Source organism: Limnobacter sp. SAORIC-580 (genome assembly GCF_013004065.1).
Taxonomy (GTDB): Bacteria; Pseudomonadota; Gammaproteobacteria; order Burkholderiales; family Burkholderiaceae_B; genus Limnobacter; species Limnobacter profundi.
Window position 1 is genome coordinate 813,594 of the sequence record NZ_CP053084.1, and the last position, 15,814, is coordinate 829,407.

14 protein-coding genes and 1 riboswitch are annotated in these 15,814 nt (G+C 52.9%); of the genes, 2 read left to right on the forward strand and 12 right to left on the reverse strand.

Annotated elements, in window-relative coordinates; genetic code table 11:
* The first annotated feature begins 2 nt into the window (after nucleotides 1-2).
* On the forward strand, nucleotides 3-1,925 hold the full coding sequence (locus HKT17_RS03850) for a DUF1302 family protein (protein ID WP_171097958.1): 1,923 nt from the start codon (nucleotides 3-5) through the stop codon (nucleotides 1,923-1,925).
* Between the two features lie 18 nt (nucleotides 1,926-1,943).
* Nucleotides 1,944-3,248: a DUF1329 domain-containing protein gene (locus tag HKT17_RS03855; RefSeq protein ID WP_171097960.1), complete on the forward strand. Its 1,305-nt coding sequence runs from the start codon at nucleotides 1,944-1,946 to the stop codon at nucleotides 3,246-3,248.
* Between the two features lie 101 nt (nucleotides 3,249-3,349).
* On the opposite strand, the gene HKT17_RS03860 is transcribed toward HKT17_RS03855, so the two are convergent.
* From HKT17_RS03860 to katG, 12 genes are all read right to left on the reverse strand, one after another.
* The gene (locus tag HKT17_RS03860) at nucleotides 3,350-5,014 is read right to left on the reverse strand and encodes a sigma-54-dependent Fis family transcriptional regulator (RefSeq protein WP_171097963.1); all 1,665 of its coding nucleotides are present in this window, start codon (nucleotides 5,012-5,014) and stop codon (nucleotides 3,350-3,352) included.
* Nucleotides 5,015-5,155: 141 nt separating this feature from the next.
* Complete coding sequence (locus HKT17_RS03865; RefSeq protein ID WP_040513143.1) at nucleotides 5,156-6,091, reverse strand: catechol 2,3-dioxygenase; 936 nt, start codon at nucleotides 6,089-6,091, stop codon at nucleotides 5,156-5,158.
* Between the two features lie 30 nt (nucleotides 6,092-6,121).
* Nucleotides 6,122-6,448, reverse strand: a complete 327-nt coding sequence (locus HKT17_RS03870; protein WP_008250732.1) for a 2Fe-2S iron-sulfur cluster-binding protein — start codon at nucleotides 6,446-6,448, stop codon at nucleotides 6,122-6,124.
* A 14-nt stretch (nucleotides 6,449-6,462) separates the two neighbouring features.
* Complete coding sequence (locus tag HKT17_RS03875) at nucleotides 6,463-7,521, reverse strand: NADH:ubiquinone reductase (Na(+)-transporting) subunit F (RefSeq protein WP_171097965.1); 1,059 nt, start codon at nucleotides 7,519-7,521, stop codon at nucleotides 6,463-6,465.
* 19 nt (nucleotides 7,522-7,540) lie between these two features.
* Nucleotides 7,541-7,903: a phenol hydroxylase subunit P4 gene (locus HKT17_RS03880; RefSeq protein WP_171097969.1), complete on the reverse strand. Its 363-nt coding sequence runs from the start codon at nucleotides 7,901-7,903 to the stop codon at nucleotides 7,541-7,543.
* A gap of 22 nt (nucleotides 7,904-7,925) precedes the next feature.
* Nucleotides 7,926-9,467, reverse strand: a complete 1,542-nt coding sequence (locus HKT17_RS03885) for an aromatic/alkene/methane monooxygenase hydroxylase/oxygenase subunit alpha (protein ID WP_171097971.1) — start codon at nucleotides 9,465-9,467, stop codon at nucleotides 7,926-7,928.
* Between the two features lie 45 nt (nucleotides 9,468-9,512).
* Complete coding sequence (locus HKT17_RS03890; protein ID WP_171097972.1) at nucleotides 9,513-9,815, reverse strand: MmoB/DmpM family protein; 303 nt, start codon at nucleotides 9,813-9,815, stop codon at nucleotides 9,513-9,515.
* The gene (locus HKT17_RS03895) at nucleotides 9,812-10,825 is read right to left on the reverse strand and encodes an aromatic/alkene monooxygenase hydroxylase subunit beta (protein ID WP_171097974.1); all 1,014 of its coding nucleotides are present in this window, start codon (nucleotides 10,823-10,825) and stop codon (nucleotides 9,812-9,814) included. The genes HKT17_RS03890 and HKT17_RS03895 overlap by 4 nt, the downstream gene beginning before the upstream one ends.
* Before the next feature lie 35 nt (nucleotides 10,826-10,860).
* Nucleotides 10,861-11,157: a phenol hydroxylase subunit gene (locus tag HKT17_RS03900; RefSeq protein ID WP_205882496.1), complete on the reverse strand. Its 297-nt coding sequence runs from the start codon at nucleotides 11,155-11,157 to the stop codon at nucleotides 10,861-10,863.
* 395 nt (nucleotides 11,158-11,552) lie between these two features.
* Nucleotides 11,553-12,134, reverse strand: coding sequence for a TMEM165/GDT1 family protein (locus tag HKT17_RS03905; protein ID WP_171097976.1), 582 nt, complete (start codon nucleotides 12,132-12,134; stop codon nucleotides 11,553-11,555).
* A 5-nt stretch (nucleotides 12,135-12,139) separates the two neighbouring features.
* Nucleotides 12,140-12,324: riboswitch (yybP-ykoY riboswitch) on the reverse strand.
* Nucleotides 12,325-12,371: 47 nt separating this feature from the next.
* A complete protein-coding gene (locus HKT17_RS03910; RefSeq protein WP_171097977.1) occupies nucleotides 12,372-13,493 on the reverse strand; it encodes an enoyl-CoA hydratase/isomerase family protein in 1,122 nt (373 codons plus the stop codon).
* 112 nt (nucleotides 13,494-13,605) lie between these two features.
* Nucleotides 13,606-15,813, reverse strand: coding sequence for a catalase/peroxidase HPI (gene katG / locus HKT17_RS03915; RefSeq protein WP_171097979.1), 2,208 nt, complete (start codon nucleotides 15,811-15,813; stop codon nucleotides 13,606-13,608).
* Nucleotide 15,814: the final 1 nt, after the last annotated feature.

Below are 15,814 nucleotides of genomic sequence, written 5' to 3' on the forward strand. Positions count from 1 at the left end.
ACATGAAAAAGATGAGACAAAAACCGGCCTTGCGTTCTGCGGTGTTGGCAGTAGCGGTACTCGGCGCATGGCCGTGTGTTGCAACTGCGGCAACGTTTGAAGGTGAGGATTATGAGGTGGACATGTTCTACGAAAACCACTCGGTGTATCGCGGTGAAGACAACACTGGCGAATCGGTGGGCATGGCCAAATTCAGAAATACACTTATTGCGGAAGGTGAAAAGACAGGCAAGAACGGATGGCGTTACAACGGCACGTTCCGCGGTACCTACGATGGTGTGTATGACCTGAATAAAGACCAGTTTGGCAAATCGGCGGGTGGCCCGATTCAGCTGCAAAGTTCGATCGGCCCTGGAGGCAGCGTGCCCCACGGAGGTGGTGTGCCTTTGTTCAATGGCGCAACGTATCCGAATAGCCCCAACGAAGGTTTCCGTGTGCTGGGCGATCGTTGGCATGGACAAAACGGTGGTGTGGCCTTTGGTGTGCCGGTGCGTCCATGCGACTACGATTCACGTGGTTGCGTCGACTTTGGTGGTTACGGTGATTTGACGTTGAACGAGTTGCGTCACCCGGAGTTCAACAGCCGCCTCGACTTCATTCGTGAAGCGTATGCAACCAATAGCTTTGCATTGAAAGATGGAACGGATCTTTTTGTTCGCGTGGGTAAGCAGCAGGTTGTGTGGGGACGCACCGATTTGTTCCGTGTTCTTGACGTGATCAATCCAGTTGATTTTTCCCGCAACAATATTTACGACGAACTGGAAGATATTCGCATTCCCATGTGGATAGCGCAGGCGGAATGGCGCCTTGGGCCTTCGGAAACCATGCAGGATCGCAACTTGCAGGTGGTTTGGAATTTCGATAAGTTTCGCCCCAATAATCTGGGTCAGTGCGGCCAGCCCAACGTTATTTTGGATGCGGGCTGCCTATTTCGCGGTTTGAAAAACCTGTGGGACAACGGTGGTACTGTGGCCAACTTTTTGCCCGATGGTGGGGGTATGCAGACCATTGCTGCCAACTTTGGCCCTGGTCAAATTGGCATTCGAAATGTGCATTTGCCCGACTGGAAACTGGACAACACCCAACTGGGTATCAAGTACGAAGGCATCACTGCCAACGGCACAGGCTTTTCTCTGAATGCACTGACTTATCGTTCGCAGTTACCATCGTTGCGTGGCATTACCAGTGGCGCTGTGAACGTAGGAACCGGTGCGCCTCAAGGCCCCGACAACACGCACTTGATCGCATTTGATTTCGTGTATCCGCGTGTGAATCTGGTGGGTGGATCACTCGACTTCCAGATTGAAGCTGCTGCAGCTGCTGTGCGCGTAGAGGCCGCATTAACCGAAGGTGAAGAGTTTGCCAACACCCTGCAGCCGCAGTTGTACTCTGAGAACAATGTGTTTCGTGCAGTGGTCGGTGTAGACCGCCCAACCTTTATCGACTGGATCAACCCACGAATTGCCACACTCATTTCTGGTCAGCTGTTTGTTCAGCACATTTTTGACCATGAAGTAGAGCAACGCCCACTTGGCATTGCAGGAATGCCTGATTGGGAAACCAACGCAATTGGCACTTTGCTGGTGAAAGGTTTCTTGCAGAACGGCCGTGTCAGTCCAACGCTGATCATGGCACACGACTTCAAGGCAGAAGCTACCGCAATTGCGCCATCGGTTGAATGGCTTTACAGCGATAACCTTAAATTTGTGTTCGGTGCCAACTTCAAAGTGGGTGAGAACAACAAGTACCAGTTTGATGATTGCCGTTCTTGTAACCCATACCCAGGCGTAACTGGTCCACCCGGATCGATACCTGGGTCAGCAGGTTTGGGTGGATTTGAACCACTTGGCCGATTCCGCGCAGGCCCGATTGGCGCGGCATTCAAAGAAGACGATCTGTTTGTGCAGATGCGTTACAACTTCTAATCAGACAGGAGACACAACATGAAACTGAGAACCCTCGCAATTTCCATCGCCGCAGTGGGCACCTTGGGTACAGCCCAGGCAGCCACCGAGGCTGATTTGCAAAATTCATTCAATCCGTACAAAAGTGGTGTGCCTTCTGTGCCTGGTTTGCAACCCGGCACAGTGGTAAACAAATCGAATGTGGAGCAGTTTAAAGAGGCGCTCGACCCTGGCATGTACATGACCGTGAAGAATGGTTGGTACGACATCAAGGTTGGAAAAACAACTAGCTTTGATGTGGACAAATTTTATGTGGAAGCTAGCCGCAAGAATATGGGCAAAACGAAGTTAGGTCCCAAGAATGGTGATTTGACAGGTTTTACTGGGGGTCGTCCATTTCTTGAAGAGCCAGATTCTAAGGATGCACGTGCGGGCGAGAAGCTTGCCTGGAATTACAAGTACGGCATCAACTGGGGCGATGGCGCCGCCATTTATCCTTTCTACTGGAAGTTCCGTAACCTGCAAACAGCGCAGCTTGAGCGCACCATCAAGTACAACTTTCACTTTCTGAATTTCAAGCATCGTGTTCAACACTCGCCGACACCTGAGGTGACACCGAATCCTTCAGACTTTTTCCGTGCAATTTATGTGAAAGTGCTTGAGCCTCAGGATTTGAAAGACACCCAGTTGTTGATTCAACGTTATGACGATGATCAGAAGCTGGACGAAGCTAACTTGTACCTGGGTTTTCAGCGCCGAGTTCGTCGCCTGGCCACTGGGCAAACCACAGATTCATTTCTGGGTTCTGACCTGATGATTGAGGACTTTGAGGGTTACAACGGTCGGGTTTCTGACATGAACTGGAGTTTCAAGGGCACAAAGAACATTCTGATGCCGTTTTACAATCACACCGAGATGAAGTTGACAGACGAGTTCAAGGAAGCCGATGGCTTCAAGTTCATCAACTTCACTGGGCAAGGGCAGTGTTTCCCCGACATCACCTGGCAGTTGCGCAAGGTGTATGTGCTGGAAGCAAAGCCTGTGAATCCTTCGCACCCCATCGGCAAACGTGTGATGCATGTGGATGCGCAAACATTCGCTGTGTCCAGAACGTTGGTGTATGACCGCAAGAATGAGTTGTGGAAAAGCTGGACGATTGGCAAGAGCCATCCTGATTTCCACCATCCTATCAACAAGGGCACAGGTGTGGCGATTGACGACAGTTTCAGCATGGTTGACGTTCAAAGCCAGCACTGCACCACAGGCCAATTCAAGGGCCTGGTTGATCCCAAGTTGACCCCACCAGAAATGATGCGCGTGCAGTTCATGCGCGGTGGCAATTGATCTGTTCATCCGCTAGTGTCCGGTAGCGTCTCGCCGGAACTGATCCTCCTCCAGGAGGCTTTAAGGCAAATTTCTGGTTTTCAGGAATTTGCCTTTTTTTATCATTCCAGCGGAATGCCTTCTTTCTTCAAACGGTAAGCCAGTTGCGGGCGGGTAATGCCCAACACACGTGCAGCCTGCGACAGGTTACCCTTGGCCTGTTTCAATGCGGTTTGCATCAGACGGCGCTCCAAGGTGTCTAGCCCCACATTCTTGGTTAAAATTTCATTGCACAAGTCATCAATAGGGCGCGTTTCAACTGGCGCCAACTCGCCTTGCGCATTAAGCTGCGATTTTTCTTTGCAGGGCTCGATGCGGTCGTCAAACAAGTGGCAGGCCTCCACATACCCACCGTCGGGTGCCAGCACCACGGCGCGCTCAATCAGGTTTTCCAATTCGCGAATATTGCCGGGCCATTCATAGCTCATCACCTCTTGCATGGCTTTGTCGGTCAGCCCTTGCAGCTTCTTGTTGTAGCTTGCGCAGTACTTGGTCATGAAGCGGTTGATCAGTGGCGAAATGTCCGCTTGGCGTTCCCGCAGGGGGGGAATTTTGATGGGGAAGGTGTTGAGGCGGTAGTACAAATCAATACGGAATTTGTTTTCGCGTATGGCTTGTTGCAGCTCCACATTGGTGGCAGCGACAATTCGTACATTTACCTTTTGTACCCGTTCAGAGCCCAACCTTTCGAATTCACCAGTTTGTAGCACGCGCAGTAATTTCACCTGGGTTGACAAGGGCAGGTCGCCTACTTCATCAAGAAACAGGGTGCCGTGGTCGGCACGTTCGAAGCGGCCTGCGCGCGGGGTGTGTGCACCCGTGTAAGCGCCTTTTTCCACACCAAACAACTCTGCTTCAATCAGTTCATGCGGAATGGCCGCGCAGTTTACGGCCAGAAATGGACCTTTGGCGCGCGGGCTGTTGTCGTGTAACCAGCGGGCAAACATTTCCTTGCCAACGCCGGTTTCGCCCAGCAGCAATACGGTGATGCTGCCCTGTGCTGCACGCTGCAGCAATTCGAATGCATTCATAAAGGCAGGAGATACGCCCACCAAATCGTCATTGCTGCGTCGGCGAACCAGGGCCGTATCCAGCTTCTCTGCACCCATGTGGTATTCAATCAATTCTTCGGCAAAGGCCTGTGCCTTGAAATACTCCTCGTAGTCGGGGTCGTTCCAGGCTTCAGCACTTTGGCCGATGATCAGGCACTGTGAATCGCCCTGGCTCATGCATTCCATCTCTCGAAACAGCACCAGCTTGCCCATGAAGGCGCTGGTGTAACCCGACGCGTAACCAATCATGGTCCAGCAGGCAGGTTCATCGCCTTGGCCATAGTCGGCCACATGCGCTTCGTCTTCCCACGAGTTCTTCCATACAAATTCACCGTAGAAGTGTTTGGTTGGCAGATTAATTTCCATGCTGAGCTTTTCAACCTGCACCATGCCCTCCAGCGTGTGCAATTGTGGTCCCAGCATGAAGGCTTCCTCGACAGAGCTTCCGGCGCGCCTGTGCTTCAGGGCCACCTGACCATCGCGGATACCCGAGGCAAAGCCGAGCCGAACCAGCAGGCCGCGCGCGCGTTTTAGGCCCAGGGTTTCAAACAATTCCTTGCGCAGCGCGCCCAGTGCGCGGGCATGCATCAATAGCATGCGTTGCTCGTCCAGCCAGATATGGCCGGATGGCAGATTGAATTTCAACAGGGATTGCAGGTCGGTCACAGTATTCATGTCTCCAATGTGCCTTTGGCTTTTTTCTTTTGATTATGCCTTGTTTTTCAGCCAAACAATGTAAAAAAGCCCAAGCGGGTTGACTACCCCGTTTGGGCTTTTCAAGGCCGCAAGAACGGCCCACCGAAAGCAGTCTGTTGCTTAGGTGAATACGCCCAAAAAGTTCTCGTTGAGCTTTCTGTCATGGTAGAAAATCGCCCGGCCAAGATCGTCGCTTGTCCAGGTAATTATTGGCTTGTCCGGGTAGTGGATGTAACCTCCCGCAAACACCTCGTTGCGGTTGCCCGAGGGGTCGAAGAAGTAAATCGTCTCACCACGGGTAATACCATGGCGTGTGGGCCCAAGATCGAGTGACACTTTCTTTTTGGAAATGATGTCGGCTGCGCGAAGTACCTCGCCCCAGTTGTCCAGAATAAACGAGGCATGGTGAAACGCCCCTTTCATGGGCTGTCGAATGAAGGCCACATCGTGCGGCTTGGTGGAACAACTCAAGAATACGCTGATGCGGAAGTCGTGGTTGTCCTCAGCCACTACTTGTTCAGTGATGTCGAAGCCTAGTACCTCTGTGAACAGTTTTACCACGCCATCCAGGTCATCGCCGTACAGCAGGCAATGGTCAAAGCGGGAGGGGCCCATGCCCTTCAGGTCATCTGGCCAGGGGTCAGGGTTCACCAGAGGCAGGCAGTTACCCACTTTGTTTTTCTCGGCCAACAATTCCATCGTGTGGCCAGTGGTTGTGGTGAAGCGGAAGCGTTCACCAGTTTCCAGATGCTCGCCAGCAGGTATCCAGCAGCAGTCGGTGGCAAGGCCACTTTCTTCAACCTTTTTGGACAAATCTTTCAGAGTTTGAATGCTGTCCACGCGCCAGCCCATATAGTCCATACCGGCAGCGTCGGCCTCACGCAGCACCACACTGTGGTGATCGTGTTCATCCCATGCTTTCAGATACACGCGACCTTGCTTGTCGCGCCCGGTTTCCAGCAGGCCCAGCACATCGGTGTAGTGCTTCACGGCTGGTTCCAAATCCAGCACCCGAAGCGCCACGTGGCTTGGCCTTAATACGCCTGTCATTGCCATGTTGATCTCCTTATCCCTATGGTTTTATAGCTATGTGTGCATGGGTTGCTTGGCGAAATGCTTTGCAATGCACTTTTCCATTTTTCCGATTGCCGACAGTTCAAGGTCGGTCAGCGGAAAACATCGGCAGGCCAGCACCACGCCCTGGGCTTGTTCTTCAGCTGTCACATGCTGTCGACTCATCTTCAGGGTACGGTATTCGCCCGATTCAATCCGGACACGGCACACGCCGCATCCGCCTCCACGGCACCCCACCGGGATGCCTTTGCGGTTCAGTTGCTCCATACCTTTCAGCAGGTTGTCTTCTGAGCTGCAGGTGTACTCTTCCTTGGTGTTCTGAATGGCCACGCGATGCATCTGTGTGGCTCTCCTTACACGTGTTTGAACAGTGGGCTTTTCTTTGCCAATCCCTCTGCATCGGCCGAGGTCAGGAACCGCTCGGTGTAAATGTCCCGTTCAAATAATTGACCTTGCATAAGCGTGGAGATACACGCTTCAATCATGGGTGGTGGTCCACACATGTAAGCCTTGTGGCCCCGAAAATCATTGTTAAAGTGTGCCTTCAATGCCTCGTGCACAAAACCTTTTGCACCTGTCCAACTCGCGCTCACGTCTGCATCCGAGAGGGCAGGAATGTAGGTGAAGTTGGCGTGTTTGGCTGCAAGCTCCGTGAAGTAGTTGTGGTAGTACAACTCGGCTTCATTACGTGCCCCTTGCACTAAGGTCATGGGCAATGTGCAACCCTCATTGAACAATTCTTCAATCATGGCTTTCGGGCTGGAAAGGCCAGAACCACCTGCCAGAAAAATCATGGGTAGATTGGCCGATTTGCGGGTGAAAAACCGACCCAGCGGGGCGGTGAATTCCAGTGTGTCGCCTATCTTTAGTTCGTCATGCAGCCAGGTGGTAGCCGCGCCGCCTGGTACTTTTCTAATATGCAATTCAACCAGGTTTGTGCCTGGGGCATTGCCGATTGAAAACGCACGTTCGCCTTGCACGCCTGGTACTTTCAGCATGACGTACTGCCCGGCTTGAAAGTGCACTGGCTCATCAACTTCAAGCCAGATACCGCGAATGGTGGGTGTGAGCATGTCGGCTTTGACCACACGCCCGGCGAAGTCTTGCAGACCAATGAATTGGGCATCGGGATCTTCGTCCACCTCAGCTTCAATCACGGTGTCGCATTCAACGGTTGCGCAGCACGCCAGAATTTTTCGTTCATCGCGTTCAAAGTCCATCAGCGCAAACGGTGAGGCTTCACCATGTTCGAATTCACCTTCCACCACTTGTACCTTGCAAGTGGCGCACAGGCCATGACCACAGGCGTGGGGTAGCCAAACACCTGCACGAAGGCAGGCGTCCAGCACGGTTTGCCCTTCCTCGATGTCGATTGTTTGACCAATCGGCTCGATGGTGAGTTGATAGCTCATTGCGGGTTCCCCTTTGCGCTTACGCGCCCGAACCAGACAGGCCTGTCAAGCCGGGGGTGGAGAAGCGCAACACCGACTTGTGCGTCAAACCGTTTTCATCCAGCGATTTGCCCAAGTCGGGGGTGAAGTTTTCACGCCCGTGTTTCCACTGAACGGTACTCCAATCAATTTTTGCAAAGTCGGGGTGACTTCCGTATAGCGAAGGCAGTACCTCATTCACCAATGCCCCGAAGGGCATGGCGGGTGGCAGTGGCAAGGCCATGGGTGCGCAAAACATCAGGTGGTGTTCCCAGTTCACGAACAACAAGCGGTTGCCGTGAAAGTTCTCTTCAAGATCGCGTACCACGCCGGTGTAGCCCGGCTGCAATGAAACGAGTGCCATGTTGTTCTCCTCCTTGTTGTTGTCAGGCCGCCGGTGCGTCTTTGTGGTCGCGCCCTGTCCATTGCTCCCAGTTCATCTGGTCCTGACTGCCCATGTACTCGCCGTTGTCCTGGCCGGGCACCAGGTTGTAGTACTTCAGTACATTGTCCAGTCCTTCGCCGCCGCAGTTACCCTGGAAAATCTGGTGCACCGGCAGCCAGCTTTGAACGTACTTCTCGGGCTCGTTCTCGAAAATGTCTTTACAGCCATCCGAGCAGAAGTGGTACTTCATACCGTGGTAGGTTGTTTCCCGCAGGCAGGTGGTTGTGGGGTCATCGGGTTCCGTGAAAATTGTCGGCACCTGGCACAACTGGCACAGCATCGGCAGGCCAGGGTTACTCCAGCGCTTACCTTCTTTCTGAAGGGCATCCCAGTGCTCAAAACGTGGACGATAGTGCTTGTCGAAAGTGTCGGGGTACTTCTCGCTCAACCACTTCAGTTCGCTTTCTTCGGGTACCCAAGTGTGAAATGCAGCGGCATGGCTGAAGTTGTAGAAAGTAGCCCACACTTCATGGCTCAAACGGCTTTTCTCTTTGCTGGCTACTTCGTGGTACTTGGGCATACGAATACCGTAGCGGCTCAAGTCTTCGAACAGTGCGCCACCGTTTTTCTCGAAATAGGTTTCCCATGCTTCCTGCCAGCTCATCACGCGTTTGGGCAGCATGTAGTCCATCATCATCGAAACCAAGGCCAGCAAGCGGTAACCGCGCCAGAACCACTTGTCGATCCACTTTTGAACGATGTCTTTGTTGCCTGGGTCTTGTTCCAACATGAACTTGACCACCTCAAGACCAAGTGTCATGTGGCGGGATTCATCTGATTGGGCGGAAAAGCCGAAAGTAACCGTGGCCATGTCGCCGTTGTAGGCAGCACCGCTCATGAATGGCATAAACAACAGGTTGGTCAATACATACTCAAAAGAAAACGAGATGGCTGTAATGAACTCAAACGGGCCTGCGGATTGTGCGTCTTCAAAATAGCTTTTGGGCACGCTGAGATACCAGACACGATCGTGCATGTGGCGGAAGTCGTGCAAACCATTGAAGAACTTGTTGTAGTGGCTGATGGTGTGCACTTGGGTTTGCGCGTGGCGCAATTCATCAATGGCCTGCATCTGCGATGCGATTCGTGCACTAACGCCACGGAAAGAACGACCCACGTGGGCATAGCCACGGTGCGCTGCATATTCCAGTGGTGATACACCCGTAAGGAATAACTTCAATGTGTTGATGTAGCGAGCATCCGTTACATTGAACTGACCATTGTTCTGAGCAAACGCGTCAATAATGGCGTACAGTTTTTTCTCTTTTTCGCCCTGGAATTTCCAGTAGGCGTCCATGGTCAAGCGGAACGGATCTTCCCACTTGTCCCAGTCATGGATTTTGATGCCTTCGAACTGGTCGTAAGGGAATACATCGTCCATGGCCTGGTAGGTGGTGTCCCAGCCAAGTCCGCGGGTCATCATGCCGTATTTCTCTTTCAGGCCCAGTTTTTTGTTGCCTGTGTTCTTGGGTACTGCGCTCATGTCTCTACTCCTTCAAATTGAAAGTTCTCTGTGGCTAAGTTGCGTTTAAGCGGCCTGACCCCAGTAAAGTTCAAATTCATCCTCGGTTTCATTGATGCTGCCGGACAGGGAAATCAGGTTCAGGTGAATTTCCTGAAGATCCCAGTCACGCCCCATCAGGTCGGACACGCTTTGGCGCTTGACCACCAAACGGCCAGGCGACTCGATCTTGACCATCGCCGGGAACTCCTCAACCGTGGCTTGCGGGTTGTCTTCCCGAATGGCGGCCACGATATTGCGCGTGTCGTCGTTGGTGACAAATGCAATGAACACCGGCGTTTTCGTGCGTTCTGGGATTGGCGTGTTCATGCTGGAGCTCCAGGTGTTTTCAAACCGATCTTCTTGGCGCGCACCAGTAGGTCTTCCTTGATCTGCATGAAAATGCTGGCGGCTTCTTCTGCAAACAATGCGGTCATCAAAGGCTGCAATGCGCGTGTGGTTTCAGTCATCCAGATGTCGAACCAGCGGCTCAGTATTTCCTTGTTCTCTGGTGATTCATCCACTGCGGTTTTGATGGTGGAGTCCACCCAACGCTGGGTCTCTGCAAACCATTCCTGCATGAAGTTGGTACACATGGAGAATGTTTGCCCAGCCATCGGATTCAGGCGTGTTTCCAGGTGCTTGTAGAACATGGGGTACACCAGTCCGTCCATCACAAAATTCTGGGCTAAAAACACTTCAAACCAGTCTTTCGTTACAAACAGGTTTTCCATGCTGCGGCGAAGTTCTTGCCATTCGTGGGTGTGCAGCCAGTGTTGCTTGCCAACTTCCAGCGAGTCGCCCGTGTTGCCATCCAGCAGCAAACCAAGGCGGCTGACGTATTGCGCCAGGCCCAAACGGTCCATGGTGTTGTACATGGTGGCCTGTGTAATTGCCGCACCGTACCCAAAGCTGGTGCAGAAGCAGTTGTTCATGTTCGCGCCCCACTCGTAGTGGCGTAGTGGTAGCACTGCGAAAATCAAATGCTCTTTTTCTTTCTCGGACAGGTTAAAAAACACACCACGCTTTTCTGCAAACTCAAACTGCTTTTCGGCCGCATCCTGTTGCTTCGCACGGTTCATGGTGTATACGCCGTAGTAATACTGGCGTGGATCTTTAAAGCTGTACCAATCAGCCATTTTGATGGCTGTGCGGGCAGTGTCGTACAGGTCGTACTGTGGGTCCCAAATGGGGCGGTAGTGGAAGTTGGTGTCCGACTGCATGTCGAACGTGGCTTCCTGATACCGTGATGCAGGTTTGTCTGCACCCAGCCTACGGGCCACATGTGAGAACGTGTTGCGCAGTTGTTTGATGTTCGACGTTTTGATGTCGACTTGCATGATGTCTTCTCCTTTCCTCGATTTATTTGGTTTTTTTATTCGCTAACGCCGGCTTTTCCGAATTGCCATTTCAGCCTTTCGTAATCCAGCCAGGCGCATTGCTCGGCGGTTAGTTCCACCGCGCGGTGTTGCCTGCAGAACTCACGGAACTGCTCAAACTGCATCACCAGTTCCACACATAACTCGGGGTCGCCGATGGAAAATTCAAATTCGACGAAGCGGTTGTTCAAGGTGCCCGTCACTCGCACATAGCGCGGAATGGAGGCCTCCAGAATTCCGTTCATCTCCGGTGGCGGGGTGTCGCTTTTGGATGTTTTGACTTCTTTGATCATTTGGAACCCTCTTGCTTGATTTCCCTGTACTAGGGGGCAAGGGGTGTGCCAGGAGATCTAAGTGATTGAAATTATGCGTTTTTGAAAAAATAGAGGGGGAATTCTAAGAAATTTACGGGTATTGAAAAGATCAATTGCTGCGGTGCAAGTTGATCAAATGGTGAAGCGAGGGCAGCAGGGCCCTCTCTTACGCTTTATCCGTCAATGTTGCGGTAGGAGACGAGGAGCGGAAATACTCAATTGCTGCTGCTTTGAGCAGATACCTTGTGAATGAGATACCAATCGTTCACCTTCGTAGAACGCTGGCTTGATGGGCACGACGGTCTTGTTAAACGCGAAATCCTCGTCTTCATCGCCCGTATAGACATCGAATACTGATTCTTGTTTTGATCAATTCATAGCTTAAAATTTGATCCAATCCCCAACAACGTGGCTACACCAAGCGCCGCAAACATCGCTGCAGCAATTCGGTGCACCAGCTTCATCGGAATTTTTTCAGCCAGCTTGTCGCCAGCAAACACCGCAGGCACGTCGGCAATCAGCATGCCCAATGTAGTACCCGCAACTACCATAAGCACATCGTTGTAGTGTGCTGACATGGCCACGGTGGCTATTTGGGTTTTGTCGCCCATTTCCGCTAAAAAGAAGGTGATGAAGGTGGCACCGAACACACCCAGCTTGGTAGCCAGCTGAGTTTCTTCATCTTCGATTTTGTCAGGAATGAGTGTCCACACTGCCATGGCGATGAAGGATGCGCCAAGCACCCAACGCAGAACGGATTGATCCACATTGGCGGTGATCCAGCTACCCACCACGCCAGCCAGGCCGTGATTGATCAGTGTGGCCAAGGTAATGCCAATGATGATGGGAATTGGTTTTTTGAAACGTGTGGCCAACAGAAATGCGAGTAACTGGGTTTTGTCGCCAATTTCAGCGAGTGCAATTACACCGGTGGATACGAGAAGTGCCGAAGACATGACATAAGTTCCTGGGCCTGGAAAAACCAAATGACCACGCAGCTTCTCCAGGCCGATCTGGAAGCTGAGTAGTCAAAGGTCTTGCCAAGTTCTAGAACCGCTTACGCCATAGCCTGTAAATGATGATAGGCCAAGTGTGTTGACGTAAGCCTTTCCTTGCGGAAAGAGGCTACTCCCCAATGAGTGTCGCAATGATAGGACTTGGCATTTAAAAAATCAAGTCAATCGAGATTGGCCTCAAAGGGAAATCGACAAATCGTTCAAGGGGTGCAGCCCGAGAAATCTTGGTTTCAAGAGATCGTGAATAGTTGCTTCACTCACCTCACTTAACTTGCCTGGGTTCCATTTTGGCGATTTGTCTTTGTCCACCAGCAATGCCCGCACGCCCTCCGGAAAGTCTGGATGTACGCAGCAGCCCACGGAAGCCTGATACTCCAGCCGCAATACATCGGCCAGGTCTGCGCCTGCATGGCGCTTCATCAATTCAAATGAAAGCGCAGCCGAAGTGGGAGAGCCATGCGCATATGCTTGAGCAGCTTTGGCCAGCCAGGCCACCTCGTTCTGTTGCAGCGCGCGCAAGGACACGTCGATTTCAGCCAGTGTGTCATGGTTCATTACGGCATCAATTTCTTTGGCGTGTGTATGTAACAAAGGCGTGGGTGCCTTCACTTCAAACTGTTTCAGCAGGGCAGACAATTTTTCCTTGTCCGATTTCAGCTCACCCTGCCAGCTGGTGTTTTCAATGGCATGCAGTACATTTGAAAACTGCGCATGTTCTAGCACTGCATCGGCCCAATCCCCCATCAATGCATCGCCCGCGTTGACGATTGCGCCGGTCAGGGCCAAAAACAAACCCGTGCGCGCGGGCATGCGATGCAAGAACCAGGTGCCGGCCACATCCGGGTACAAACCAATGTGAATTTCCGGCATGGCAATGCGTGCATTGGGGCTGACTACGCGGTGGGAGGCACCCACCATCAAACCCACGCCACCACCCATCACAATGCCGTGTGCCCAACACAAAATGGGTTTGGGGTAGGTGTGTATGCGGTAGTCCAGCCGGTATTCACATTCGAAAAATGCCTCGGCTTCAGGCGGTACTACGCCTGCCCCTACGCGCTTGCTGGCGTGGTGCAAACTTACCACGTCTCCGCCCGCACAAAAGGCTTTGTCGCCTGCTGCACTCAGCACCACGCCAGCGATTGAATCGTCTTCCGCCCAGCTTTTTAATTGGGGGTCGAGCAGGTCGATCATGGGCAATGTGAGCGCATTCAAGGCTGCGGGGTTATTAAGCACGGCGTGGCCAAAACTGTGGCCGCTTGCGGTTGGGAAAGTGCCGAATGTGACAGGTGCTGACATAATGTGATTGGAATGTAAGGTGTAAACCGACTGCAAACAATACACCGATTCCAGGGACAAATAAAAAAAGCCCGGTGCTTTCACACCGGGCTTTTTCAGCTACCAAGTCAAATTAATGGTGCAGATCAAATCGATCGGCATTCATCACTTTGTTCCAGGCGGCCACGAAGTCGTTCACAAACTTCTTCTCGGCATCTGCACCGGCATACACTTCGCACAGTGCACGCAGTTGCGAGTTGGAACCGAAGCACATGTCGGCCAGGGTACCTGTCCACTTCACTTCGCCTGTCTTGCGATCACGGCCTTCCAAAACACCGTCGGCGCTGGTTGACTTGCTCCACTTGGTGCTCATGTCGAGCAAGTTGGTGAAGAAGTCAGTGGTCAATGCCTCTGGGCGCTTGGTGAACACGCCATGCTTGGCACCGCCCACGTTGGCGTTCATGGCACGCAAGCCACCCACCAACACGGTCATCTCAGGTGCGGTCAAGCCCAGCAAGCTGGCCTTGTCGATCAAACGCTCTGCCGCTGTGCCTTCCAAGCCTTTGCGGGCATAGTTGCGGAAACCATCTGCTGTGGGTTCCAGAACTTCGAAGGAATCGACATCGGTTTGATCTTGCGTTGCATCGGTGCGACCCAGCGCAACTGGCACAGTAATGCTGTGACCTGCTTTCTTCGCAGCCGCTTCAACACCGGCAGCACCTGCAATCACGATGAGGTCGGCAATTGAAATTTTCTTCCCATTGCCTGCATCATTGAATTGCTTTTGAATGCCTTCCAGTTGCTCCAGTACCTTGCTCAGTTCTGCAGGGTTGTTGGCTTCCCAGTTTTTCATGGGGGCCAGGCGAATGCGGGCACCGTTGGCGCCGCCACGCTTGTCGCTGTTGCGGTAAGTGGAAGCAGAAGCCCAAGCTGTGCGTACCAGTTGAGGAATGCTCAGGCCGCTGGCCAGTACTTTGGCTTTCAGGGCTGCAACATCAGCATCATCTGCATGCTTGTAATCGGCTGCGGGCACTGGGTCTTGCCAAATCAAATCTTCCGCAGGCACCAATGGGCCAATGTAACGGCTCTTTGGACCCATGTCGCGGTGCGTCAGCTTGAACCATGCACGGGCATAGGCGTCCGCAAACTCGTCAGGGTTGTTCAGGAAGTGACGAGAAACTTTCTCGTAATCCGGATCCATGCGAAGCGCCAGGTCGGCTGTGGTCATCATGGGTGCGTGGCTCTTGTTGGGGTCGTGTGCGTCCACAACAGTGCCTGCGCCTGCGCCACCCTTTGGTTTCCACTGGTGTGCACCGGCTGGGCTCTTCGTCAGTTCCCAATCGTATTTGAACAGGGTTTCAAGGTAACCCATGTCCCACTTGGTGGGGTTTGGTTTCCATGCGCCTTCAATACCGCTGGTGGTGGTGTCACCGCCCTTGCCAGAGCCATGCTTATTGATCCAGCCCAAACCTTGCTCTTCAATGGGTGCACCTTCGGGCGCTGGGCCGACCAGGGCCGGGTTGCCTGCACCGTGTGCCTTACCGAATGTGTGACCACCCGCGACCAGTGCCACTGTTTCATAGTCGTTCATGGCCATGCGGCCGAAAGTAGTGCGAATGTCGTGTGCTGAAAGCTTGGGGTCGGGGTTGCCGTCCGGACCTTCCGGGTTCACGTAAATCAAACCCATTTGTACAGCAGCCAAGGGGTTTTCAAGGTCACGCTTGCCGCTGTAGCGGCTGTTGGGCTTGTCGCTGGTGGCCAGCCACTCAGCTTCTGGACCCCAATACACTTCCTCGGGCTCGTACACGTCTTTGCGGCCAAATGCGAAACCAAAGGTTTTGAAACCCATGGTGTCCATGCAGTAAGTACCGGCCAGGGTAATCAGGTCGGCCCATGACAATTGCTTGCCGTACTTCTGCTTGATTGGCCACAACAGTCGACGTGCCTTGTCCAGGTTGCCGTTGTCAGGCCAGCTGTTCAGTGGCGCAAAACGCTGCATGCCGGTGCCAGCACCGCCACGGCCGTCGGCGATACGGTAAGTACCAGCGGCGTGCCATGTCATGCGAACGAAGAATGGGCCATAGTGGCCATAATCGGCAGGCCACCACTCTTGGGAATTGGTGTACAGCGCTTCCAAGTCCTTCAGAAGGGCAGGCACATCGAGTTTCTTGACTTCTTCCACATAGTCGAAGTCTTCGCCCATGGGGTCAGTCAATGGGGAATTCTGGTTCAACAATTTAATGTTCAGTGCGTTGGGCCACCAGCTTGCGTTAGTGGGTGTGCCGGCAATCGCTGTTTTGGGACCATCGCCCGTGAATGGGCACTTTGCATCATTTGACATA

Coding starts and splice junctions, on each gene's coding strand:
- HKT17_RS03850 (WP_171097958.1), top strand. CDS start 3: ATGAAAAAGATGAGACAAAAACCGGCCTTGCGTTCTGCGGTGTTGGCA.
- HKT17_RS03855 (WP_171097960.1), top strand. CDS start 1,944: ATGAAACTGAGAACCCTCGCAATTTCCATCGCCGCAGTGGGCACCTTG.
- HKT17_RS03860 (WP_171097963.1), bottom strand. CDS start 5,014: ATGAATACTGTGACCGACCTGCAATCCCTGTTGAAATTCAATCTGCCA.
- HKT17_RS03865 (WP_040513143.1), bottom strand. CDS start 6,091: ATGGCAATGACAGGCGTATTAAGGCCAAGCCACGTGGCGCTTCGGGTG.
- HKT17_RS03870 (WP_008250732.1), bottom strand. CDS start 6,448: ATGCATCGCGTGGCCATTCAGAACACCAAGGAAGAGTACACCTGCAGC.
- HKT17_RS03875 (WP_171097965.1), bottom strand. CDS start 7,521: ATGAGCTATCAACTCACCATCGAGCCGATTGGTCAAACAATCGACATC.
- HKT17_RS03880 (WP_171097969.1), bottom strand. CDS start 7,903: ATGGCACTCGTTTCATTGCAGCCGGGCTACACCGGCGTGGTACGCGAT.
- HKT17_RS03885 (WP_171097971.1), bottom strand. CDS start 9,467: ATGAGCGCAGTACCCAAGAACACAGGCAACAAAAAACTGGGCCTGAAA.
- HKT17_RS03890 (WP_171097972.1), bottom strand. CDS start 9,815: ATGAACACGCCAATCCCAGAACGCACGAAAACGCCGGTGTTCATTGCA.
- HKT17_RS03895 (WP_171097974.1), bottom strand. CDS start 10,825: ATGCAAGTCGACATCAAAACGTCGAACATCAAACAACTGCGCAACACG.
- HKT17_RS03900 (WP_205882496.1), bottom strand. CDS start 11,157: ATGATCAAAGAAGTCAAAACATCCAAAAGCGACACCCCGCCACCGGAG.
- HKT17_RS03905 (WP_171097976.1), bottom strand. CDS start 12,134: ATGTCTTCGGCACTTCTCGTATCCACCGGTGTAATTGCACTCGCTGAA.
- HKT17_RS03910 (WP_171097977.1), bottom strand. CDS start 13,493: ATGTCAGCACCTGTCACATTCGGCACTTTCCCAACCGCAAGCGGCCAC.
- katG (WP_171097979.1), bottom strand. CDS start 15,813: ATGTCAAATGATGCAAAGTGCCCATTCACGGGCGATGGTCCCAAAACA.